We start from the raw sequence: 23,305 nt of genomic DNA, 5'->3' as shown, positions 1-23,305 counted from the left end.
AATGCACCCCATTTGGATCGGCCGAATCGCGCTCCGATCACCCCTCGGTAAGCTGACGGCATGACAGGACAAGTGCGTACCGTCGACGGCCGCGTAGCCGGTCGGCGTGGGCAGGCCACGCGGCAGAAGCTGCTGGACTGCCTCAGCGAGATGCTCAGCTCCTCTCCTTACCGGGACGTCAAGGTCATCGATGTCGCCCGGAAGGCGGGCACTTCGCCCGCGACCTTCTACCAGTACTTCCCGGACGTCGAAGGCGCCGTCCTGGAGATCGCGGAGCAAATGGCCGCCGAGGGCGCGGGGTTGACCGACCTCCTCGAAGGCCGCTCGTGGGTCGGCAAGGCCGGCTGGCAGACCGCGCAGGAACTCGTGGACGGTTTCCTGGAGTTCTGGCGGAAGAACGAGGCGATCCTGCGGGTCGTGGACCTCGGCGCGGCCGAGGGCGACAAGCGGTTCTACAAACTCCGGATGAAGATCCTCAACTCGGTGAACAACTCCCTCGCGGACGCGGTCGCCGAACTCCAGTCCAAGGGCAAGGTCGACAAGGACGTGAACCCGGCGGCCGTGGCCGGTTCGCTCGTCGCCATGCTCGCCGCCGTCGCCTCGCACCAGAAGGGGTTCACCACCTGGGGCGTGAAGCAGGCCGAACTCAAGCCGAACCTCGCGCTGTTGGTGCACCTCGGCATCACCGGCAAGAAGCCGACGAAGTAGGCGTGCGGCGCTGACTCGTCCTGTCTCAGCGGGCGGTGGTTCACCTGGGTGGGCCATCGCCCGTTGCCGTCGGACGGCGGGGGTGACGGAGCGGTCGGCGTACGGCAGTTGTCACGTGGCGGTGATCCTGAACAGGCGGATCTCGCGCTCGATCCGGGCCTGGTACGTCGCGTACGGCGGCCAGAAGGCGAGCGCGGCCTTCCATGCCGAGGCCCTCTCCTCCCCGGTCAACAGCCGTGCCGTGACGGGGACTTCACGCCCCTTCCAGCTGATCCGCGCCTCCGGGTGAGCGATGAGGTTCGCGGTCCACGAAGGATGCCCCGGGCGGCCGAAGTTGGAGCCGATGAGCAGCCAACTCCCGTCGCCTTCGGGCATGCAGGCGAGCGGCGTCCTGCGGGCCAGCCCGCTGCGCGCGCCCACTGAGGTGAGAATCACACCCGGCAGCAGCTGCGCGCTCAGCAGCACCTTGCCGCGGCTGAGCCGGTGTACGGCGCGGTCGAGCGCGGGGAGGACGCTCGGGGCGACCTTGCTGAACGCCCGTGTGGAGGACACGCGTTGGACGAATCGGACGCCGATGGTGATCACGCGGTGACCTCCTGTTGCCGAGTGTTGCTCTGGCCGGGGTGCGAGTCGTTCCATTGGGCATTCTGCCGAGGGTTCCGCTCGCCGGCACCTCGCTCGAAGACTTCAGCCCCGTCGGCCGCATGTGCACGGAGCCGATGCGTCGGCCCGAACAACAACGCGTCGCCCACCGCCCGTTTGAAGTACAGCTGCGCGTCATGCTCCCACGTGAACCCGATCCCGCCGTGCAGTTGAATCCCCTCGGCGGCGGCGAGCTGCAGCGTGTCCAGCGCCTGCGCGAGCGCGATCCCCCCGACCGCCTCTCTGCCGAAGGCCCAAGCGGCGTAGTACGCGGCCGAACGAGCGGCCTGCACCTGCACATACACGTCCGCGAGCCGATGCTGCACGGCCTGGAACGACCCGATCGCCCGCCCGAACTGCTCGCGCTGCTTGACGTGTTCGACAGTCAGCTCCAGTACGCGTTCGGCGGCGCCGACAGCTTCGCAGGCGAGGTGGGCGGCGAACGCCGCGCCGGTGGAGGCGAGCACGGGCAGTGCGTCGATGTCGCCGCCGTCGTGACTGCTGCCACTCTCTCCGAGCAACTCGGCGGGAACGTCCCTCAGTTGGACGCACCCGAGTGGCCGAGTGACGTCAAGTGCGGTATGCCGCACCCGAGTCAGCCCAACAGCATCACCGCGTACGACGAACAACCGAACCCGCGACCGCGCGAACCCCCCACAGTGCGCGGCGACGACCAGCACCCCGGCACTGTGCCCGTCGAGCACGCGCACGACCTCCCCGTAGAGCCGCCAGCCTTCTCGACCTCCACGGGCCTGTACGCCACCGGAGCGCCCCCCACCGGCCCAGTCACCACTGTTGTCGCAGGTCAGGGCGAAGGCGTCGACCGGTGCAGCGAGCGTGGCGGTGAGGTCCCCGGCGGCGATGCGGGGCAGGAAAGCGGACCGCTGCCCGGCGCCACCCAGGGCCGCGATCAGCGGTACGGCGAGGACGGAGGTAGCGAGCAGCGGCGACGGCGTAAGGGCACGCCCCAATTCCTCCCCGGCGAGCGCGAGTTCGAGCGAGCCGCAGCCGACCCCGCCGTACTCCTCCGGCAAGGCGAGCCCGGGGAGCCCGAGTTGCCCGGCGAGCGCGCTCCACAGGGCGGGGTCGTACCCATCGGGGGTCTCGACCGCCGCTCTCAACTCGGCGGATCCGCAACGCTTTCCGAGGAGTTCGCGCAGGGTGCGCCGGATCTCGTGCTGTTCGGCGGTGAGGCTGGCGTCCATCAAGTCCCCCAGAGCTCAACAATTGACGACCCGTCATATCAAAGCGCCGACACATATAGAAGAGAACCGATCTGATGTACCGTCAGATCTCATGACGCGCAAGGTAGCTGTGGTGGGCGCAGCCCTCTCCGACTGCGGTCGCCTCGACGACACGACCCCGTACGCCCTCCACGCCCAGGCGGCCCGCCGCGCCCTGGCGGACTCCGGCCTGGACCGGAGCGTGATCGACGGCTTCGCCTCGGCGGGCCTCGGCACGCTGGCCCCGGTCGAGGTCGCCGACTACTTGGGCCTGCACCCGACTTGGGTCGACTCGACGTCCGTGGGCGGCTCGACGTGGGAGGTCATGGCGTCCCACGCCGCCGACGCGATCGCCGCCGGTCACGCCAACGTCGTACTCCTGGCGTACGGTTCGACGGCGCGGGCGGACATCCGGGCGGGCCGCCGCACCGGCACGCTGTCCTTCGGCAGCCGGGGCCCAACCCAGTTCGAAGCCCCGTACGGACACACGCTGATCGCGAAGTACGCGATGGCCGCACGCCGCCACATGATCGAATTCGGCACGACCATCGAGCAGTTGGCGTCGGTGGCGGTGCAGGCGCGGGCGAACGCGGCGCTGAATCCCGAGGCGATGTTCCGCACGCCGATCACCGAAGCGGAGGTGCTGGACGGGGAGTTGATCGCGGACCCGTTCACGAAGCTGCACTGCTGCATCCGTTCGGACGGCGGCGCGGCGATATTGCTGGCGGCTGAGGAGTACGTCCAGGACTGCCGTTCGGCGCCGGTGTGGGTGCTGGGGAGTGGGGAGTACGTCTCGCACGCGAGCATGTCGGAGTGGACGGACTTCACGGTGTCACCGGCTGCGGTGAGCGGCCGAACGGCCTTCGAGCGGGCCGGAGTCGGCCCTGGTGAGATGGACTTCGCCGAGATCTACGACGCGTTCACCTACATGACGCTGGTGACCCTCGAAGACCTCGGCTTCTGCGCGAAGGGCGAGGGCGGGGCGTTCGTGGAGAAGGGCCGACTCCTCGTCGAGGGCGGGGAGTTGCCGGTCAACACGGACGGGGGTGGGCTGTCGGCCCAACACCCCGGGATGCGGGGGCTGTTCCTTTTGGTCGAGGCGGTCCGCCAACTCCGAGGCGAGGCAGGAACGAGGCAAGTCCGCACCCGGGACGGGGACTTGCCTCGACTGGGGGTGGCGTCGGGAACGGGCGGGTGGTTCTGCTCGTCGGGGACGGTGGTGCTGGGGAGGTGAGGCGTCAGGCCGCGTACCTCTCCGCACCCTCCTTCGGCAGCACCGCCCACATCTTCGTGCCGCCGGTGAAGGCGCTGCTCGCGCCGATGCCCCAGTCGCCGGTGCAGGCGCCGATGACGCGGTCGAGGAGGTCGAGGGCGGTGCAGCGGTGGGTTTCGCAGGCGGACTTGAGGTGGGTGTTGGTGTGCTGGGGGTGGTCGTCGAAGAGGGTGATGTACAGGGCGTCCTGGCGGAAGCGGAGGGAGAGGTAGATGTCCTTGCCGGGGGTGAACCGGCAGGCGCAGGTGGTGAGTTCGCTGACGGTCTGGACGGCGGCGTCGGTCATCAGGGGGAGGGAGTGGATGTCGAGGACCGCGCGGGTGATGTTGCGGGCGACGGCGGGGGTCTGGAGGTCGGCGGGGAGGGTGAAGCTGTAGCGGAGGCCGGTGGGGAGGCAGGGGCTGAAGGCGAGGTGGGTGGGGTTGAGGCGGGGGGACCGACAGATTCCGTCTCCGGGCATGTCGATGGTCACGGCAACTCCCTTGTGGTGCGTGGGGATTGAGGGGCTCAGTAACTGAGCCATGACCGACTGTAGGGAGTTGTTCCGTTAACTGTCCATCGATTCTCGAATAATTACCCCACCCGTGTTGGACTCGGTTACCTTGCCCACGGCAGACTTGAGGCGACCACACGTGCGTTAGGGGCAGCATGGCCACGAGGAACACGCCGACTCAGCGGCAGAAGCGTCTGGGTATGGAGCTGCGGAAGATGCGGACGGCGGCCGGGCAGACCACGGAGTACGCCGCCGGACTCCTCGGCATCGACCGGACCCGGCTGTCCAACATGGAGTCGGGCATCCGCACGTTCTCGGCGGACCGGGTCCGCACGCTGGCCTGCAACTACGAGTGCACGGACGAGAGTTACGTCAACGCACTGGTCGCCATGGCCGAGTACAAGGAACGCGGTTGGTGGGAGGAGTACCGAGGCACCCTGCCCGCAGGCCTGTTGGACATCGCCGAGTTGGAGTGGCACGCGACGCGGTTGCAGACGGTCCAATTCATGCATGTTCCCGGCCTGTTGCAGACCGAGGAGTACGCACGCGGCATCTTCGGCGCCGGACTGCCGTCGATCAGCAGGCTGGAAGTGGAGCTGCGGGTCGCCCACCGGATGGCGCGCCAGCAGGTGTTCGAGCGCCCTGACCCACTCCCCTACCTTGCCTACACACACGAGGCAGCCCTGCGCATGCAGTTCGGCGGCACCAAGGCCACGCGGGAGCAGCTGACGCACCTCGCTGAACTATCCGAGCGGGACGAGATCGACGTACGGATCATCCCCATGTCCGTCGGTGACTTCCCCGGCGCCGGGCACGCCATCGGATACGCCCACGGCCCCGTCCCTCAACTCGACACCGTTCAACTGGACTCCCTACAAGGTCCGGTATTTGCGGACGCCGAGGCTCAACTCACGAAGTATCGTGCGCATCTGGACTGGATGGACGCCGCCGCGCTGCCACCAGCAGCCTCACGCGACCTCATCCGCACCGTCGCCCGCGAACTCTGAGGAACCATGCCTGACAACATCACCTGGGAAGACCCCTTCTGCCAGGAAGGCAGCAACTGCTTCCGCCTCGGCACCGACGCTTCAGGAAACGCCTACATCGCCGTCGCCGGTCAGGAAGCCACCCCCCTCACCGACTCCCGCGAAGCCCTCCGCTCCCTCATCCTCGAAATCAAAGCCGGCAAAGCCGACCACCTCCTCTAACCCCCAGCACCGGGCGGGGAGCCCGCCACCCGGCAGACACCCCGCCCCAGCGCCGGGTATGCCGTCCTGCACTCCTGCGAGCCACCAACTCCACGAGTACCGTGCGTATATGAGGCCCTTCACGCACACCGACATCACCTGGGAAGCCCCCTTCTGCGGTGAGGGCAACAACTGCTTCCGGCTCGGCACCGACGCCTCAGGCAACGCCTACATCGCCGTCGCCGGACAAGAGGACACCCCCCTCACCGACACCCGCGAAGCCCTCCGCGCTCTCATCCTCGAAATCAAAGCCGGCAAAGCCGACCACCTCCTCTGACCCTGCCCCCCAACGCCGAACGGGGCGCCCGCCACCCGGCAGACGCCCCGTTTCTCAAGCGGTTACTACTCGCCGCGTCGGCGGCGCACCGCCAACAACAGCCCCCCACCCGCCGCAGCCAGCGACACCGCCAACCCGATCAGCAACGGGTCGAACTCATCGCCCGTTTCCGGGAGTTCCGGCGTCGCAGGCGGCACAGTCGTCACCGTGACCGTCGAGGTCGGCGGCACCGGTGGCGTACCGCCACCAGGGACCCGCGCCGTACCGGTCGCCGCATTGCTGAGCTTGCCGGACTTCGCGTCGGCCTCGGTCACTTCGTACGTCGCCGTACACGTAACCCGCTGCCCAGGAATCAACTTCGCAGCCCCGTCAGGGCAGTTGATCGGCGACACCTTGCCGGTCCCGGTGAACTCGCCCTCCACCGGCCGAACATCGAGCAACGTCACGTTCCCCGTGTTGGCCAGCAGGAACGAGTACGTGATCGTCTCACCGGCCTTCACAGAACGGTCCGGCGACGCCGACTTCTCCACGGACAGCCCCGGCTTGAGATCCGTCGGAACCGTGGTCGTACCCGGCGGCGAGGTGACCGGCGTGTTCGGCCCGGTCGGCGGAACCCCGGTCACAGTCGCGGAGTTGGAGATCTTCCCGGCGTCCACATCGTCCTGGGTGACGACGTAGGTCGCCGTGCAGGTCACCGAGACACCCGGCGCGAGCGACTTCACCCCGTCCGGGCAGGACACCTCGGACAGCATGCCGGACCCGGTGAACTCCCCTTCCTGGACGGCGACTTCCTTCATCGTGACGTTCCCGGTGTTCGTGACGACGAACGAGTACGTGATCGTCTCGCCCAGCACCAGCTTCACCTTGTCCGCCGACTTCACGACCTTCAGCCCCGGCTTCACATCGGCCGGCACCTTGGTCGTCCCCGGCGGCGAGGTCACCGGGTCACCACCGAGCGGCGGCTCGCCCGTAACGGTCGCGGAGTTCGCCAACTGCCCGGCGTCGACGTCGCCTTGGGTAACGACGTACGTGGCCGTGCAGATCACGGAGACCCCCGGCGCCAACAACTTCGCACCGTCGGGGCAAGAGGGCTCGGACAAGGTACCCGTGCCGTTGAACTCCCCTTCGACGACGGCGATATCGGCCAGCGTCACATTCCCGGTGTTCGTCGCCTTGAACGAGAACGTGATGGTCTCGCCGGCCACCAACTCCGCCTTGTCGGCCGACTTCTCGACCTTCAGCCCCGGCGTCTGCGTACCGGTGATCGTGTTCGGCGAGGTCGGCGGAGAGGTGATCGGGGTCGTCGTGTTCGGCGGAACCCCGGTACCCGTCGCGGTGTTGGTCACCTTGCCCGCGTCGACGTCGGCTTGAGTGACGACGTACGTAGCCGTGCAGGTCACCGAAGCCCCGGGCGCCAGCGACTTCGCCGCATCCGGACAGTCGATCGCCGACACCTTCCCCGTACCGCTGAAGTCCCCCTCCTGGATGGCGACGTTCTTCAGCGTGACGTTCCCGGTGTTGGTCGCCTTGAACGAGTACGTCACCGTCTCCCCCACGACGAGATCCGACTTGTCGGCCGACTTCTCGACCTTGAGCCCCGGCGTCTGCGTACCGGTGATCGTGCTGGGGTCGCTCGGCGGAGAGGTGATCGGCGTGGTGGTGTTCGGCGGTACGCCGGTCCCGGTCGCCGTGTTGCTCAACTTGCCAGCGTCCACGTCGCCTTGGGTCACGACGTACGTGGCCGTGCAGGTCACCGAGGCACCCGGCACCAGCGACTTCGCCCCAGCAGGACAGGTGATCGCCGACATGGTCCCCGTACCGCTGAACGTGCCCTCCTTGACGGAGACGTTCTTCAGCGTGACGTTGCCCGTGTTCGTCGCCTTGAAGGAGTACGTCACCGTCTCCCCCGCGACCAGCCCGGTCCTGTCGGCGGTCTTCTCCACCTTCAGCCCCGGCTTGGGCGTACCCGTCAGGGTTGACGTACCTGGGGGGTAGTCCTGCGGAGTGGTGGTATTAGGCGGCGTACCCGTAGGAGTAGCGGAGTTGGTGATCTTCCCCGCGTCCACGTCGTCCTGCGTGACTACGTAGGTAGCAGTGCAGGTCACCGAGCCACCCGGCGCCACCGACTTCGCCGCGTCCGGACACGTGATCCCGGACAGCTCCCCCGTACCGCTGAACTCCCCTTCCTTCACACCGACGTTCGTCATCGTGACGTTCCCGGTGTTGGTCACCTTGAACGAGTACGTGACGGTCTCACCCGCCACCAGATCCGTCCGGTCGGCGACCTTGTCGACCTTCAGCCCCGGCGTCTGCGTCCCGGTGATCGTGCTGGGAGTGCTCGGCGGCGAGGTGACCGGAGTGTCCCCCTGCGGAGGTACGCCGGTAGTGGTAGCCGAGTTGGTGACCTCCCCCGCATCCACATCGGCCTGCGTGACGACGTACGTCGCCGTACACGTCACCACGGCCCCCGGCGCCAGCGAACTCGCCCCGGCAGGACAGGAGATAGCCGACATCGTCCCTGAACCGGAGAACGAACCCTCCTGCACGGCAACGCTCTTGAGCGTGACGTTGCCCGTGTTCGTCACCTTGAACGAGTACGTCACCGTCTGCCCGACCACCAGGTCCGTACGATCGGCCGACTTCTCCACCTTGAGGCCCGGCTTCTGGTCCACGTTCACCGTGGTCGTCCCCGGCGGCGAGGTGACCGGCGTATCCCCCTGCGGAGGTACGCCAGTAGTGGTAGCCGAGTTGGTGATCTTCCCCGAGTCCACGTCGGCCTGGGTCACCGTGTACGTCGCCGTACACGTCACCGAAGCCCCCGGCGCCAACGACTTCGCACCGTCCGCGCACACGATCGCCGAGGGGGTACCCGTACCGCTGAAGTCCCCCTCCTTCACCGAGACGTCCTTGACCGTCACGTTCCCGGTGTTGGTCACCGTGAAGGTGTAGGTGACCTCGTCCCCGAGGACCACCAGCGTCTTGTCGGCCGTCTTCTCCACCTTCAGCCCGGGTTTCTGCGACCCGGTGATCGTGCTGGGCGGGCTGGGCGGCGACTCGACGGGCGTGGTCGTGTTCGGCGGTACGCCGGTCGCGGTCGCGGTGTTGGTCGACTTGCCCGCGTCCACGTCGGCTTGGGTGACGACATAGGTAGCCGTACACGTCACCGCCGCACCCGGCGCCAGCGACCCGCCCGGGCAGGTCACCGCCGACATCGTCCCCGTACCGCTGAAGTCGCCCTCCTTGACGGCGATGCTCTTCAGCGTGACGTTCCCGGTGTTGGTCACCTTGAAGGAGTAGGTGACGGTCTGCCCGGCGACCAGGTCCGTACGGTCCGCCGACTTGGCGACCGTCAGCGACGGCGTCGGCGTCCCCGGCACCTTCGCCGTGGACGGCGTCGAGGTGACCGGCGTCGTGGTGTTCGGCGGAGTCCCGCTCCCCGTCGCGGTGTTGGAGATCGTCCCCGCGTCCACATCGGCCTGCGTGACGGTGTACGTCGCCGTACAGGTCACCGAGGCACCGGGCGCGAGCGACTTCGCCGCGTCGGGGCAGACGGGCGCGGAGAGGGTACCCGTACCGCTGAAGTCCCCCTCCTTGATCGTGACGTCCTTGATCGTCACGTTGCCCGTGTTGGTCGCCTTGAAGGAGTACGTCACCGTCTGCCCCAGCACCAGGTCCGTACGGTCGGCGGTCTTGACCACCGTGAGGGCCGGCGTCTGGGTACCGGTCAGGGTCGTAGTACCTGGGGGGTAGTCCTGAGGTGTCGTACTACCAGGGGGTGTACCCGTGGGGGTCGCCGAGTTGGTGACCTTGCCCGCGTCCACGTCCGCCTGGGTGACGACGTAGGTGGCGGTGCAGGTCACCGAGGCGCCCGGCGCCAGCGAGCCACCCGGGCACGTGATCGCGGACATCGTCCCCGTACCGCTGAAGGTGCCCTCCTTCACCGAGACGTCCTTCATCGTGACGTTCCCGGTGTTGGTGACCTTGAACGAGTACGTCACCGTCTGCCCGGCGACCAGGTCCGTCCGGTCGGCCGACTTCTCCAGCTTGAGCGACGGCTTCTGGTCCACGTTCACCGTGGTCGTCCCCGGCGGCGAGGTGACCGGCGTGGTCGACCCCGGCGGAACGCCCTTGCTGGTCGCGGAGTTGGTGATCTTCCCGGCGTCCACGTCGGCCTGGGTGACCGTGTACGTCGCCGTACATGTCACCGACGCGCCCGGCGCCAGCGACTTCGCTCCGGCCGAACAGACCGGGCTCGACATCGTCCCCGTACCGCTGAACTCCCCTTCGTCCACACCGACGTTGGACAGCGTGACGTTGCCGGTGTTCGTCACCGTGAAGGTGTACGTGATGACGTCCCCGAGGACCACCGAGGTCTTGTCGGCGGCCTTCGTCGTCGTCATCCCCGGTTTCTGCGTGCCGGTGATCGTGTTGGGCGGGCTGGGAGGCGAGGTGATCGGCGTGGTCGTCCCCGGCGGTACGCCGTTCGCGGTCGCCGTGTTGGTCAACTTGCCGGAATCCACGTCCGCTTGGGTGACGACGTACGTCGCCGTACACGTCACCGCCGCACCCGGCGCCAGCGAACTCGCCCCGGCAGGGCAGGAGATGGCCGACATCGCGCCCGTACCCGAGAACGAACCCTCCTGCACCGCAACGTTCTTGAGCGTCACGTTCCCGATGTTCGTCACCTTGAACGAGTACGTCACCGTCTGCCCGACGACCAGGTCCGTACGGTCCGCCGACTTCTCCACCGTCAGCGACGGCGTCCGCGTCCCGGGCACCGTCGTCGTGGACGGCGGCGAGTCGACCGGGGTGGTGCTGTTCGGCGGAGTGCCGTTCACCGTCGCGGAGTTGGAGATCGTCCCCGCGTCCACATCGGCCTGCGTGACGGTGTACGTCGCCGTACACGTCGTCGAGGCGTCCGGCGCCAGCGTCGTGGCCGGGCAGGAGATCGCGGAGAGCGTCCCGCTGCCGGTGAAGTCGCTGTCCTTCACCTCGATGTTCTTCATGGTGACGTTGCCGGTGTTGGTCACCTTGAACGAGTAGGTGACCGTCTGCCCGAGGACCAGGTTCGTCCGGTCCGCGGACTTCACGACGGTCAGCGCGGGCTTCTGCGTACCCGTCACCGTCGTAGTACCAGGGGGTGAGGTGATCGGCGTGGAGGTATTGGGCGGCGTCCCCGACACCGTCGCCGAGTTGGTGAGCTTCCCGGCGTCCACGTCGGCCTGGGTCACCGTGTAGGTCGCCGTACACGTCGTCGACGCGCCCGGCGCGAGCCAGTTGCTCGGGCACGTGATCGCCGACAGCGTCCCGGAGCCGGAGAACCCGCTCTCCTGGACGGCGAGATTCGTGATGGTGACGTTGCCGGTGTTCGTAGCTCTGTAGGAGTACGTCACCGTCTGGCCGACGACCAGGTCCGTACGGTCCGCCGACTTCACGACGGTCAGCGCGGGCTTCTGCGTCCCGGTGATCGTGTTCGGCGAACTCGGCGACTCCACCGGCGTGGTCGTCCCCGGCGGAACGCCCGTCGCGGTCGCGGCGTTGGTGAGCTTCCCGGCGTCCACGTCCGCCTGCGTGACCGTGTAGGTCGCCGTACACGTCACCGACGCCCCCGGCGCCAGCGAACTCGCGGCGGCCGGGCAGGAGACCGCCGACATGGTCCCCGTACCGCTGGAGGCCCCCTCCTTGACGGTGACGTTCTTGAGGGTGACGTTCCCGGTGTTCGTAGCTCTGAAGGAGTACGTCACCGTCTGACCGGCCACCAGGTCCGTACGGTCGGACGACTTGACCACCGTCAGCGCGGGTTTCTGGGACGTCGTCACCGTCGTAGTACCCGGGGGTGAGGAGACCGGGGTACCTCCGGTCGGGGGTGTACCTGTGGCCGTCGCCGCGTTGTCGATCTTCCCGGCGTCCACATCCGCCTGCGTGACGGTGTACGTCGCCGTGCACGTCACCGAGGCGCCGGGCGCCATGGAGCCCGCGGCGGCCGGGCACGAGGGCGTCGGCCTGGTGCCGCTGCCGGAGAAGGTGCCCTCCGCGACGGAGACGTTCCGCATCGTCACGTTGCCGGTGTTGGTGACCTTGTACGAGTACGTGATCACGTCACCGACGACGACGTTCTGCTTGTCCGCCGACTTCGCCACCGTCAGCGCCGGCTTGGCCGTGAACGGCACGACCACGGTCGACGGGGTGGAGGTGACGGGCGTGCCGTTGTTCGGCGGAGTGCCGGTCGCGGTCGCGGTGTTGGAGATCGTCCCCGCGTCGACGTCCGCCTGCGTCACCGTGTAGGACGCCGTACAGGTCAGCGAAGTGCCGGGCGCCAGCTGCACGTTGGGGCAGGTGACCGTGGGAGTGCCACCGCTGCCGGTGAACGCGGTCTCGTTGATCCGCGTCGGACTCAGCGTGACGTTACCGGTGTTGGTGACCTTGAACGAGTAGTGCAGCGTCTGCCCGGCGTTCAGGTCGCCCGTCTCGGCAACCGTCTTCTGCACGGACAACGCCGGATTCTGCGAGACGTTCACCGTCGCCGTCGAGGAGTTCGACGTCGGCGCGGTCATGCCGCTCGGCGGTGTCGCCGTCGCCGTCGCGGTGTTGGTGACCCTGCCCGCGTCGACGTCCGCCTGGGTCGCCGTATAGGTGACGGTGCAGGTCACCGAGGCGCCGACGCCGAGGCTCCCGGTGGGACAGGAGACCGACGGCTTGGTACCCGTACCTGAGAACGAGGACTCGTTGATCCTCGGGTTGGAGACGTCTACCTCTCCGGTATTAGTCACCTGGTACGAGTACGTGACCGTGTCCCCGGCCTTGGAGATCTGGCTCGGGGAGGCGGACTTGGTGAGGGAGAGGGAGGTCTTGGCGGGGGTGATACCGAGGATCTGGTTGAACCCGTCGATGTTGTTGCCGCTGCCCTCGTACCCGTAGTACAGGGTCAGACTGGTGATCGTCGGTGTCGTCGTCGCGACGTCGTAGGCGCCGCAGCCGAAGGTGGAGCAGCTCCCCCCGTCCCCGAGGGGGCCGCCCACGTACTGCTGCGGGTTGACGATCCCCACCGTCCTGGAGCTGTTCGAGATCCCCATGCGGGAGCTCTGCGAACCGGCCGAGTCCAGGCTGAAGGTGCCGGACGCGAGCGTGACCGGGTGATCGTGGTAGGTGACCACGGAGGTCGAGCTGGTGTACGCGCCCACCGCACCCACATAGAAGACCGGTGTCTTCACGGGCTGGGAGAACGTGTAGGTGATCGAACCGCAGCCGTTCGTCGCGGTGTTGGTGCAGTTCTGGATAGCGAGACTCAACGCCGACGTACCGCTCGGGAGGTACGCCGGACGGGTACCGGTGAAGATGATGTCGCCCTGCGTCGGCGCGTTCACCGGCCCGGAGACGGTCGCGGTGACCACGACCCCGCTCGGCGTGGTGCCGGTCGCGGTGTTACCGCTGACCGACCAGCTCGCCGGATACTCCGACCCCGCCGGGACAGCCGCCGCCGTCGCCACCCACACCGGGGGCAACCAGGACAGGAGCAACGCGAGCACGGCCAGGAGCGCGGCCAGTCCGCCACCTCTCCAGCGCGCCGTTCCGCTCTGACGCTTCATCAACTACTCCCGCCTCTTGCCCGACCAGCGAAAACTCCCGTCACGATCGCTATCTCTTACCATCAGTATTTAATTAACCAGAAAGGCATAAATATGTGTCTTTATGGAATCCCTCGAACGGTCCCCGGCAAGCGGACGTATAAGGAGCACGAACAGCGCGGCAACCTTTCCGGGGTCTGTGGCAACTGATGAGCAGCCCCACCCGACCTAAGGACTACGCGTGGCAACCTCATCCCACCGGCGCAGGCAGCCCCGGCGCCGGCCCGGCATCCTCATATCCGTCATCGCCGTGGCGGGTATCGCCCTGGTCGTATCGCTCGTCGTCGCCTTCCGCCCCGGCGGCGGAGGCTCCGGGGCGGACGCGAAGGCAGGGGCCGGGAGCGTCGTCGAGGAGCAGTCCGGCGGGGTGTCCCCCTCAGGTACTACGCCCTCCCCCAGTACTCCGGTATCCCCTACCCCCAGTACTTCGGGTTCCCCCTCGCCTTCACCGTCACCGTCCAAGACCACCCCCTCCGCCAAGCCCTCTCCCGGGACCGCCTCCGCGCCGTCCGCCCGCTCCCAGGCCCGAAGCGGCTCGGGCAGCGGCAGCGTCGCGAACGCGGGCAGCGGCGACGCCCAGCTCGCCGGCCGTATCGAGCCCGGCCGGACGTACCAGGGCGTCGCCACGGCGTACGACATCGGCGACGGCAACGGCGCCTGCTCCTTCGGGCCGACCGGTGACACGATGACGGCCGCGATGAACACCGCCGACTACGAGACGTCCAAGGCGTGCGGGGCGTACGTACGGGTCAGCGCCGGTGGCGCCGCCATCACCGTACGCATCACCAACGAGTGCCCGGCGCCCTGCCAGCCGGGTCAACTCGACCTGAGCCAGCAGGCGTTCGCGAAGCTGGCGCCGCTGGTCACCGGGCGGATCCCGATCTCGTGGAGCCTGCTCAGCCCGAGTGTCGACGGGAACGTGTCCGTGCGGTACAAGACCGGGTCCTCGCAGTACTGGTGCGGGATCCAGGCGCTGGGTCACCGAAATCCCGTCGCCCGCCTGGAAGTTCGCAGCGGCGGGTCGTGGCTGCGGCTGGAGCGGACCGGGTACAACTATTTCCTGTCCGAGCAGGGCAGCGGCTGCGGGGGGTCGATCCGGATCACCGACATCTACGGCGAGCAGCTCGTCGTGGACGGCCTCCCCGTGAAGGCGAACGTCATACAGCCGACCGGCGTGCAGTTCCGCCGGCGCTGAGGGCCGCGTTCCATAATCGGTCCATGACCAGCGATCTTCCCCAACTCCTGCGCACCCTCCGGGTCTGGGCGCCCGAGGCCACCAGCCTCCCGGCGTTCGACCCGGCCGCCGCGCCCGGCACGCCGCTGCCGCTGTTCGCCGACTGGTTCGCCGAGGCCGTGGCGGCGGGTGAGCGCGAGCCGCACACCATGTCGCTGGCGACGGCGGACGCGGGCGGCGCGCCGGACGTGCGGATCGTCATGCTGCACGGCGCCGACGAGCGGCACGGCTGGTCGTTCGCCACCCACTCGACCAGCAGAAAGGGCCGTCAGCTCGCCGAACGGCCGTACGCGGCCCTCGCCTTCTACTGGCCGTCGCTGGGCCGCCAGGTCCGTGTCCGGGGCCGGGTGACGGCGGCCCCGGACACGGAGTCCCAGGCGGATCTGCACGCCCGCTCGACAGGGGCGCTGGCCGCCGCACTCACCGGACGGCAGAGCCAAGTCCTGCCGTCGCTGGGCGAGTTGGCGACCGCCTCCGAGGAGGCGTGGGAGCGGGCGGTACGCGATCCCGAGGCCCCGTCCCCGACCTGGACGCTGTACCAACTCGCGCCGGACGCCGTGGAGTTCTTCCAGGGCGACGAGCGGCGCAGGCATGTACGGCTGGAGTACCGCCGCAGCGAGGGGAGTTGGGAGAAGGTGCTGCTCTGGCCCTGATTCAGAGCGCCGCCAGGACCTCCCGCGCGACCCGCTCCCCCGACCGCACGGCCCCGTCCATGAACCCCATCCAGTAGACGGACGTCTCCGTCCCGGCCCAGTGGATGCCGCCGACCGGCACTCTCAACGACCGTCCGTACTGGGTGAGTACGCCGGGCGCGGCGATGGAGACGGGGCCGCCGCGCGTGTACTGCTCGTTGTTCCAGCGGTGCAGGGCGAAGGAGGTCGGGGTGGCGGCCTTGGCGCCGAAGTAGGTGGTGAAGTCCTTGAGGACCGCCGTCCGCACCTCGGCCTCGCTCGCCGCGTCCAACTGCCGTGCTTTGTCAGCCTCGATGAAGCCCATGAGGGCCCCGAAGGACGCGTCCGGCGGGGAGTTGTCGAACGTGGAGCTGATCACGCCGCTGTCGCTGACGACTTGGCCGTTGAGACCGTCGGCGCGCCAGAAGGGCGTGTCGTAGACCGCGATCGCCTTGGCGACGGAGGCCATCGGCAGGCGCTGCGTCAGCTGGTCGCGGGCGGCGGGCATCAGGGGGTCGTACGTGATGCGCGCGGCGAGCGGCGGGGGTACGGCGACGATGACGCGGGACGCGGTGACCGTCGCGCCGTCCGCCGAAACGACGTACCGGGAACCGGACTTGGCGATCGAGCGGACCGGCGCGTTCAGGACGACGCGGTCGCCGAGGGTCGCGGCCAGCTTGACCGGGACCTGCTGGGAGCCGCCGACGAACCTCAACTCCTGGGCGCCTTTGGCGGTTTCGGTGAGGCGCTCCAAGGTGCCGGGGTTGTTCGCGTCGCCCGCGCCGGCGATGTAGTAGAGGACGAAGAGCAGGGAGAGTTCGCGGGGTTCGGCCGAGAAGATCGACGTACAGGCCACGTCCAGAAGGAACTTGGCGGACGGGACGACCGCGTTGGCGCGCAGCCAGGTCTCGAAGGTCTGGCGGTCCCATTCGTCGGCCTTGGGCGCGGACCAGGGTGCGTCGACGGGGACCTGCTTGGCCATGTCGTTCAACGAGGCTTGCACGATGGCCGCGTTGGCGAGTCCGGCGAGGTCGACGGGCGGGACCGAGCCGAGGGCCCCGTCGGTGGCGTACGGGGTCTTCTTGCCGTCCTTGTAGAGGAGGTTGTTGCCGGTGTTGTAGGTCGCGAAGGTGTCGACGCCGAGGGAGTCGGCGAGCGCCTTCATGCGGGTCTGCGTCGGGCCGATGAACTCCCCGCCGCCTTCGGTGACTCCGCCGTTCGCGAGCTTCAGGTTCAGTACCCGGCCGCCCACCCGGTCGCGGGCCTCCAGCACGACGACGGTCTTTCCGGCCGCCACGAGATCGCGGGCCGCCGTCAGTCCGGCGAGCCCGGCGCCGACGATCGCGACGTCGACGTCACGGGTGGCGGTCGCCGCCTGCGCGGAGGCCGTACCGGTGGCCGTCGCGGCGAGGGTGAGGGCGCCCGCGCCTCCGATCAACTTCCGGCGGGAGAAGGGTCTTTCGCTTGCCACGTGCGGCCTCCGGGGGGTGGTCGGCAGAACTCTGCGCAACTTGCCGGAACGGGAAAGCTGAGAATTGTTCACGTTCCAGCGCGCATTCTGGCGACTCGCGCCGCCGTGCGACAGTTCTCCGACCCCGCACACCCGTCACATCCGACACTTGTACAACAGGCGTACTACTGCGATGAGTTGAGGTTCTCTACGCTCGCAGGTCGCGGGCGATCCGCTTGGCGATGCGCTCCGCGTCCAGCCCCACCTCGCGGAACGTCCCGCTGATCGGCGTGACGAACCCGGTGAAGTACAGCCCGGCCGCGTTCTTCGGCGACCGCGCGCCGTTCACCACCGGCCGCCCGCTCTCGTCCAGGACGTCGAGGTGGCCGACGAGTCCTTCCAGCTCACGGGAGTAACCGGTTGCGGCAACGACCGCGTCGACCTGCACCCGCCGGCCTCCGGCCAGCAGTACCTCCCCCTCCTCGAACCCCTCGACGGCGCCCACGACTTCGACCTTGCCCTTGCGGATCGCGCTGATCAGGCCGACGTCCTGGACGGGGATCGCGCCCGCCTTGGCGCGGCTGTAGAGGCCGCTGTCGGGCCGGGGGAGGCCGTGCTCCGAGAGGTCGGGGATGCTCAACTTGGCCATGGGGCGGGCGAGTCGGTCGACCACGGCGGCCGGCAGGCGGCGGACGAGGATGCCGGTGTACTGCGCCGCCCAGCCGGCCGTCGAGCGGCGCACGATGTGCGGGACCGTCCGGACCGCGAGCAGCACCCGGGCCGCGCCGTTCTCCACCAGGTCCACGGCGATCTCGGCGCCCGTGTTGCCGATGCCGACGACGAGGACGTCCTTGCCCTTGTAGCGGGCGCCGTTGCGGTACTCGACGGCGTGCGTCAGCGGGCCGGTGTACGCCTCTCGTCCTGTCCACCCCGGGAGGTACGGGGTGTGGTTGTAGCCGGTCGCGACGATCACCGCCGAGCCGGTCAGCTCGCGTCCCCCCGTAGCTCTCAGGAGCCAGCCGGTGCCATCGGGGGCGCGCTCGACGTCGGAGACCTCGACGCCGGTGACGATGTCCAGCTCGTGGTGCTCGACGTACTTCTCCAGGTACCGGACGACGTCCGCGCGGGCCACCCAGCGGCCGAACTTGCGCGGCATCGGCAGCCCCGGCAGGGCCGAGAGGCGCCGGGTCGTGTGCAGATGCAGACGGTCGTAATGGCGGCGCCAGGAATCGCCCACCCGGTCGGCCTTCTCCAGCACGACCGCGCGGATCCCCTTCTGCTTCAGCGCATACGCCGCGGCGAGACCGCCGGGGCCGCCTCCGATGATGTAAACCGGGCGGTCGGCCGGGGTGGGGGCGGTGTGCCGGGACTGTATCGGCGCTGTGGATTCGCTGGGCTGTGCCATAGTCGCGAGCGTAATCACGCGGCGGGTTGATGGGTATCGGTCAAGACCGGAATTGGTTGCGGATTGATCACGGATGTAAAGAGGTGTGCGAAGTCGTGATCGATGCGGGTGTGTTGACGGGTGCGAGTGGTGACCGGCGCGCCGAAGTCGCCGGGGTCCGTGCTCGCGGCACCCCCCTTGCCAAACCCCTTCCCCCCTCCTAGAACTGACGTACCGTCAGATTCGCGACCCCGTTCGCCCGACCCAGCAGGGAGTCCCATGGACACGATCTGGCTCGACGGTGCGCAGTGGCTGGCGGTGTTGCGGATCGGGCTCGGGCTGTGGTGGCTGGAGAGTTGGCGGCACAAGGACAAGAAGACGTGGTTCCAGGGCGGGGGGATCAGGTGGGCGGCGGATATTGCCGCCAAGCACCGGTGGTCCGCCGTGCGCAGTGGGTTCGCGGTCACCGTCACGCCTCGGCCTCAGGCGATGGCGTACGTCGTCGCCTACGCCGAACTCGCCCTCGGGCTCGGCCTCGTCCTCGGGTTCCTCACCCCCGTCGCCCTGGTCGGCGGGCTCCTCCTGAACGGGCTCTACTTCGTCCTCATGATCCACGACTGGGCGGAGCAGGGGCAGAACTCGATGATGGGGCTGATGTCGGTGGTGGGCCTGTTCGGGATGTCGTGGCAGAGCTGGTCCGTGGACAGTGCGCTGGGGTGGTTCTGAGACATGGTCGAGCGCCCGGGGGTCCCTCAGAAGTACGACATACCCGCGTACGGCATACCTGAGGCCGACGCCCTCACCCTCCCCTACTGGGACGCCGCCGCCCGGGGCCGCCTGCTGATCCGGCGCTGCACGGCCTGCTCCCGCCCCCACCACTACCCTCGCGAGTTCTGCCCCCACTGCTGGAGCGAGGACGTCGTCTGGGAGGAGGCCTGCGGACGGGCCGGCCTCTACACCTGGTCGGCCGTCCACCGGAACGACCTCCCGCCGTTCCGCGAACGCACACCGTACGTCGCGGCGGTCGTCGACCTGGAGGAGGGGCCCCGGATGATGACGGAGGTGGTGGGGTGCACGGCTGCGGAACTCCACCCGGGGATGGAGCTGGTGGTGAGGTTCCGGGAGGGTGTGCCGGTGTTCGGGCCGCCGAGGTAGCTCCCAGGGCGTAGCAAATGGGATGCCCTTCAAGAGGGACCCGGTTTCAATGACCCCATGCCCCGAGCGACCGACCCCGTACCCCTGGCCACCGTACTCCGCCTGTACGGCCACGGCCTCGCCCTGTACTCCTGGGACCCCGACTCCGGCGCGGACGTGGACGCCTGGCTGCGGGGCCAGGCGAACGACGAGTTCCGGCGTTGGAACACCCCCCTCATGCCGGTCACCGATCTCGACTCGGCCCGCGCTCACATGCGGTCGAAGGTGGAGGGTGCCGCCGAGGGCACCGGCATGCCGTTCCGCGTCGTCGACGCCGCGACGGGCGAGACGCTGGGGCAGATCGGGCTGAACCTCGTCAACCGGGTCACCCGGAGCGCGCGGGTCGGGTACTGGGTGCTGCCCGAGGCGCGGGGCCGGGGTGTCGCGACCCGCGCCCTGACCGTCGTAGCCCACTGGTCGCTCACCGAATTCGGCCTGCACCGGCTGGAGTTGGACCACGCGGACGGTCACGACGTCTCCTGCCGCATCGCCGAGCGCTGCGGTTTCCGCTACGAGGGCACCCTCCGTGACGCGACGTTCGCCGCAGGCCGCCACGACGCCTTCCGCGACATGCATCTGCATGCCCGCCTGTCCACCGATCCGGAACCGAACGGGGAGAGCAAATGACCGACGAACACTGGCGGTTGACCACCGACCTGACCGAATTCCTGGACACGGCAGGCCCGTTCCTGCGCTCCAGGCCGGTCCGCCACACGGTCGCGCTCACCGTGACCGAGAACCTGCGCGCCCAGGGCACAGCCGTCTACGGCGACAACCGCCCTCTCTTCGGCTTCCTGACCGGCGCCGACGGCGAGGTGGCGGCGGCCTTCTTCCACACCCCGCCGTTCCCGCTCAGCGTCACCCAACTCGCCCCGCAGCAGGCCGAGTCGCTGGCCGAAGCGCTCCTGCATCACAACCACCCGCTCTCCGGCGTCAATTCGGACGAGAAGACGGCGGAGGCGTTCGTGGCGGCGTGGAGGCGCAGGACGAACGCCACCGCGACCGTGTTCCGACGTGAACGCCTCTACCGGCTGGAGGAGTTGACGCGACCCCAGCCGATCCCGCCGGGCCGGGCCCGCATCGCGACCCCGGCGGACCACGCCCTGCTCCGCGCCTGGAACGACGAGTTCACGACGGAGATCGGCCACCCCCACACCATGGCCGACTCCCTGCTGACCGCCCGCATCGCCGCCGGCTCCTTCACCCTCTGGGAGACCCCGGACGGCACCCCGGTCTCGATGGCGAGCGCCACCGGCCTGGTCGCGGGCCAGATCCGGATCGTCACGGTCTACACGCCGTCCGAGCACCGCGCCAAGGGGTACGCGGGTGCGGCCACCGCCGAGGCGAGCCGCCGAGCGCGCGAGGCCGGAGCCCAAGAGGTGCTGCTCTTCACGGACTTGGCGAACCCGACGAGCAACGCGCTGTACCAGCGGATCGGTTACCGGCCGGTCGAGGACTTCGCCGCGTACGGCTTCCAGGACTGACCTCCCCGCACCGCCCCCATTCGGCCGCCCGCCAACCTTTCACCGCACCCCCATTCCTGACACACCATCAGTTCTGTAATCTGACAGTGCGTCAGTTAAGTCAAGGAGGCGGGCGGACCGATGCTTGGATCAACCCACGGCACCCTCACCACCGACTCCCGCCGGGCCCGGGTCATCGCCTGCGGCGAGCAGCCCGGACCGGCCGTGCACGGCAGGCCGGCCGATGTGGACGGCATGGACGTCAGCGGGCGCCCGCTGTACGCGGACGTGCCGGATCTGGAGAGGTTCTTCCGGCCCGAGTCGGTGGCGGTCGTCGGCGCCTCCGACGCCGAGGGCCGGCCGAACACCGGGATCACCAGGCAGTTGCTGGCCTGGTCGAAGCGGGTGGGGGCCCGGCTGCACCCGGTGCACCCCACCCGTCCTGCGGTGTTCGGCATTCCCTGCGTCGCGTCGGTCGCGGAACTTCCCGAACAGGTCGATCTGGCCGTGCTGTTGGTGTCCGACCCGCTGCCGGTGATCGAGCAACTCGCCGAGACGAAGGTGAAGTTCGCGGTCGCCTTCGCGTCCGGTTTCGCGGAGACCGGCGAGGAGGGCGCCGCCGCGCAGGCGAGGCTGGCGGCGGCCGTCGAGCGCGCGGGCCTCAGACTCCTCGGCCCGAACACCAACCTGAACGCCTTCGAGGAGTTCCGCGACGACCTCGACGGACCGGCGATCGCCCTCATCACCCAGTCCGGTCACCAGGGCCGACCGGTGTTCTCGCTCCAGGAGTTGGGCGTGCGCCTCTCCCACTGGGCGCCCACCGGGAACGAGGCGGACCTCGAAACGGCCGACTTCATCTCGTACTTCGCCGAGCGGCCCGAGACCGGCGCGATCGCGTGTTACGTCGAGGGCCTCAAGGACGGCCGCGCGTTCCTGCTCGCCGCCGACCGCGCGGCCCGCCGCAGGGTGCCCGTGGTCGCCGTGAAGGTCGGCCGCACCGAGACCGGCGCCCGCACGGCGGCCTCCCACACCGGCAAACTCACCGGTGCGGACGACGTGGTCGACGCCGCGATGCGCCAGTACGGCGTGATTCGCGTCGACGCGCTCGACGAACTCCAGGACACGGCAACCCTGTTGGCCCGCGCGAAGCCCCCGGTGGCGAACGGCGTTGCCGTGTACGCGATTTCGGGCGGCACCGGTGCCCATGTCGCCGACCTCGCGACGACGGCGGGCCTCGACCTGCCGTCCCTCTCCGCCAACAAGCAGGCCGAACTCCATCAGTGGATACCGGAGTTCCTCAGCGTCGCGAACCCGATCGACAACGGTGGACACCCGGTCGGCGACCACCGGGGCCGGAAGATCATCGACGCGATCCTCGCCGACCCGTCGGTCGGGGTGCTGATCTGTCCGATCACCGGCCCGTTCCCGCCGCTCAGCGACCGGCTGGTCGAGGATCTGGTGGCGGCGGCCGAGGAGACGGACAAGCTGGTGTGCGTGGTGTGGGGTTCGCCGGTCGGCACCGAACAGGCGTACCGGGACGTGCTGTTGGGGTCGCGCAGGGTCGTGACGTTCCGTACGGTCCCCAACTGCCTGAAGGCGGTGCGGGCTTACCTCGACCACCACCGCTTCACCCGCGACTACCGCTCCCCCTTCGACCAGGCTCCCCGCACCCCCTCGCCCTCCTTCCGCAAGGCCCGTGAACTCATGCGCCCCGGACAGCAGTTGAGCGAGCACGCGGCCAAGCAGCTGCTGCGCGCGTACGGGATCCGGGTGCCGCGCGAGCAGTTGGTGACCAGCGCGGCGGGGGCCGTCCGGGCAGCGAGCCTCGTCGGCTACCCGGTCGTGATGAAGGCGTCCGGCGCGGACATCGCGCACAAGACGGAGCTCGGACTGGTGAAGATCGGCCTCACCTCGGCCAGCCAAGTCCGGGACGCCTACCGTGAGTTGACGGACATCGCCCGGTACGAGGATGTCGCGCTGGACGGCGTCCTGGTCTGCCAGATGGTCGCGCAGGGCGTGGAGATGGTCGTCGGCGTCAGTCATGACGCGCTGTTCGGGCCGACGGTGACGGTCGGGCTCGGCGGGGTCCTGGTCGAGGTCCTGCACGACACCGCCGTACGCGTACCGCCCTTCGGGGAGACGCAGGCGCGGGACATGCTGACGGATCTGCGGGGGCGGGCGCTGCTGGACGGGGTACGGGGGAGGCCGCCAGCGGATCTGGACGCGCTGGTCGAGGTGATCCTGCGGGTGCAGCGGATGTCGCTCGAACTCGTCGACGACATCGCGGAGTTGGACATCAACCCGCTGATCGTGCTGCCTCGGGGGCAGGGGGCGGTGGCGTTGGACGCGCTGGCGGTGTGCCGGTGAGCACGCCTCGGACGGAGGACCCCGGATCCGACGCCGCGTCCAGAACCCACGCCG

At 69.0% G+C, this 23,305-nt stretch carries 18 protein-coding genes; 12 read left to right on the top strand and 6 right to left on the bottom strand.

Annotation, left to right across the window (positions count from 1 at the left end; translation table 11 throughout):
• Positions 1–72: 72 nt before the first annotated feature.
• Entirely contained in the window at positions 73–708 is a 636-nt protein-coding gene (locus J8M50_RS06200; protein ID WP_029183799.1) for a TetR family transcriptional regulator, read from the top strand.
• A 111-nt stretch (positions 709–819) separates the two neighbouring features.
• Here the strand turns inward: J8M50_RS06200 and J8M50_RS06195 are convergent, their stop codons facing one another.
• Positions 820–1,293: a nitroreductase family deazaflavin-dependent oxidoreductase gene (locus tag J8M50_RS06195; RefSeq protein ID WP_010353331.1), complete on the bottom strand. Its 474-nt coding sequence runs from the start codon at positions 1,291–1,293 to the stop codon at positions 820–822.
• Complete coding sequence (locus J8M50_RS06190) at positions 1,290–2,555, bottom strand: acyl-CoA dehydrogenase family protein (protein WP_010353332.1); 1,266 nt, start codon at positions 2,553–2,555, stop codon at positions 1,290–1,292. Before J8M50_RS06190 ends, J8M50_RS06195 begins: the two co-directional genes overlap by 4 nt.
• A gap of 91 nt (positions 2,556–2,646) precedes the next feature.
• Here J8M50_RS06190 and J8M50_RS06185 point away from each other — a divergent pair, with 91 nt between their 5' ends.
• Positions 2,647–3,807 carry a thiolase C-terminal domain-containing protein gene (locus J8M50_RS06185; protein WP_029183800.1) on the top strand — a complete coding sequence of 387 codons (1,161 nt, stop codon included), beginning with the start codon at positions 2,647–2,649 and terminating at the stop codon, positions 3,805–3,807.
• A 4-nt stretch (positions 3,808–3,811) separates the two neighbouring features.
• Here J8M50_RS06185 and J8M50_RS06180 read toward each other — a convergent pair whose 3' ends face one another.
• The gene (locus tag J8M50_RS06180; protein WP_010353334.1) at positions 3,812–4,318 is read right to left on the bottom strand and encodes an ATP-binding protein; all 507 of its coding nucleotides are present in this window, start codon (positions 4,316–4,318) and stop codon (positions 3,812–3,814) included.
• A gap of 176 nt (positions 4,319–4,494) precedes the next feature.
• Between J8M50_RS06180 and J8M50_RS06175 the strand changes: the two genes are divergently transcribed.
• The 3 genes from J8M50_RS06175 to J8M50_RS06165 all read left to right on the top strand — a co-directional run bounded on the left by J8M50_RS06175 (position 4,495) and on the right by J8M50_RS06165 (position 5,863).
• The gene (locus J8M50_RS06175) at positions 4,495–5,346 is read left to right on the top strand and encodes a helix-turn-helix domain-containing protein (RefSeq protein ID WP_029183801.1); all 852 of its coding nucleotides are present in this window, start codon (positions 4,495–4,497) and stop codon (positions 5,344–5,346) included.
• Positions 5,347–5,352: 6 nt separating this feature from the next.
• Entirely contained in the window at positions 5,353–5,547 is a 195-nt protein-coding gene (locus J8M50_RS06170; protein WP_010353336.1) for a hypothetical protein, read from the top strand.
• A gap of 109 nt (positions 5,548–5,656) precedes the next feature.
• Complete coding sequence (locus J8M50_RS06165) at positions 5,657–5,863, top strand: hypothetical protein (RefSeq protein ID WP_010353337.1); 207 nt, start codon at positions 5,657–5,659, stop codon at positions 5,861–5,863.
• Between the two features lie 65 nt (positions 5,864–5,928).
• Here J8M50_RS06165 and J8M50_RS06160 read toward each other — a convergent pair whose 3' ends face one another.
• Positions 5,929–13,449 (bottom strand): CLIPPER-2 domain-containing protein, encoded by a 7,521-nt coding sequence (locus tag J8M50_RS06160; RefSeq protein WP_075693137.1) that lies wholly within the window; start codon positions 13,447–13,449, stop codon positions 5,929–5,931.
• 220 nt (positions 13,450–13,669) lie between these two features.
• Between J8M50_RS06160 and J8M50_RS06155 the strand changes: the two genes are divergently transcribed.
• Together J8M50_RS06155 and J8M50_RS06150 are read left to right on the top strand one after the other, a co-directional pair.
• Positions 13,670–14,683, top strand: a complete 1,014-nt coding sequence (locus J8M50_RS06155) for an expansin EXLX1 family cellulose-binding protein (protein WP_010357835.1) — start codon at positions 13,670–13,672, stop codon at positions 14,681–14,683.
• 23 nt (positions 14,684–14,706) lie between these two features.
• Positions 14,707–15,375 carry a pyridoxine/pyridoxamine 5'-phosphate oxidase gene (locus J8M50_RS06150; protein ID WP_010357834.1) on the top strand — a complete coding sequence of 223 codons (669 nt, stop codon included), beginning with the start codon at positions 14,707–14,709 and terminating at the stop codon, positions 15,373–15,375.
• A 1-nt stretch (position 15,376) separates the two neighbouring features.
• On the opposite strand, the gene J8M50_RS06145 is transcribed toward J8M50_RS06150, so the two are convergent.
• A complete protein-coding gene (locus tag J8M50_RS06145; protein WP_010357833.1) occupies positions 15,377–16,864 on the bottom strand; it encodes a flavin monoamine oxidase family protein in 1,488 nt (495 codons plus the stop codon).
• Between the two features lie 187 nt (positions 16,865–17,051).
• Entirely contained in the window at positions 17,052–18,248 is a 1,197-nt protein-coding gene (locus tag J8M50_RS06140; RefSeq protein WP_010357832.1) for a flavin-containing monooxygenase, read from the bottom strand.
• Positions 18,249–18,506: 258 nt separating this feature from the next.
• On the opposite strand from J8M50_RS06140, the gene J8M50_RS06135 reads away from it, so the two are divergent.
• From J8M50_RS06135 to J8M50_RS06115, 5 genes are all read left to right on the top strand, one after another.
• Complete coding sequence (locus tag J8M50_RS06135; protein ID WP_010357831.1) at positions 18,507–18,953, top strand: DoxX family membrane protein; 447 nt, start codon at positions 18,507–18,509, stop codon at positions 18,951–18,953.
• A gap of 3 nt (positions 18,954–18,956) precedes the next feature.
• Complete coding sequence (locus J8M50_RS06130; RefSeq protein ID WP_010357830.1) at positions 18,957–19,382, top strand: Zn-ribbon domain-containing OB-fold protein; 426 nt, start codon at positions 18,957–18,959, stop codon at positions 19,380–19,382.
• 57 nt (positions 19,383–19,439) lie between these two features.
• Positions 19,440–20,048, top strand: a complete 609-nt coding sequence (locus J8M50_RS06125; protein WP_010357829.1) for a GNAT family N-acetyltransferase — start codon at positions 19,440–19,442, stop codon at positions 20,046–20,048.
• The gene (locus tag J8M50_RS06120; protein ID WP_010357828.1) at positions 20,045–20,905 is read left to right on the top strand and encodes a GNAT family N-acetyltransferase; all 861 of its coding nucleotides are present in this window, start codon (positions 20,045–20,047) and stop codon (positions 20,903–20,905) included. The genes J8M50_RS06125 and J8M50_RS06120 overlap by 4 nt, the downstream gene beginning before the upstream one ends.
• Positions 20,906–21,025: 120 nt before the next feature.
• Entirely contained in the window at positions 21,026–23,251 is a 2,226-nt protein-coding gene (locus J8M50_RS06115) for an acetate--CoA ligase family protein (protein ID WP_010357827.1), read from the top strand.
• The last annotated feature ends 54 nt before the right edge of the window (positions 23,252–23,305 follow it).

This window comes from Streptomyces acidiscabies, assembly GCF_020010905.1.
GTDB lineage: Bacteria > Actinomycetota > Actinomycetes > Streptomycetales > Streptomycetaceae > Streptomyces > Streptomyces acidiscabies.
This window is presented reverse-complemented; position numbering and strand designations above follow the sequence as displayed.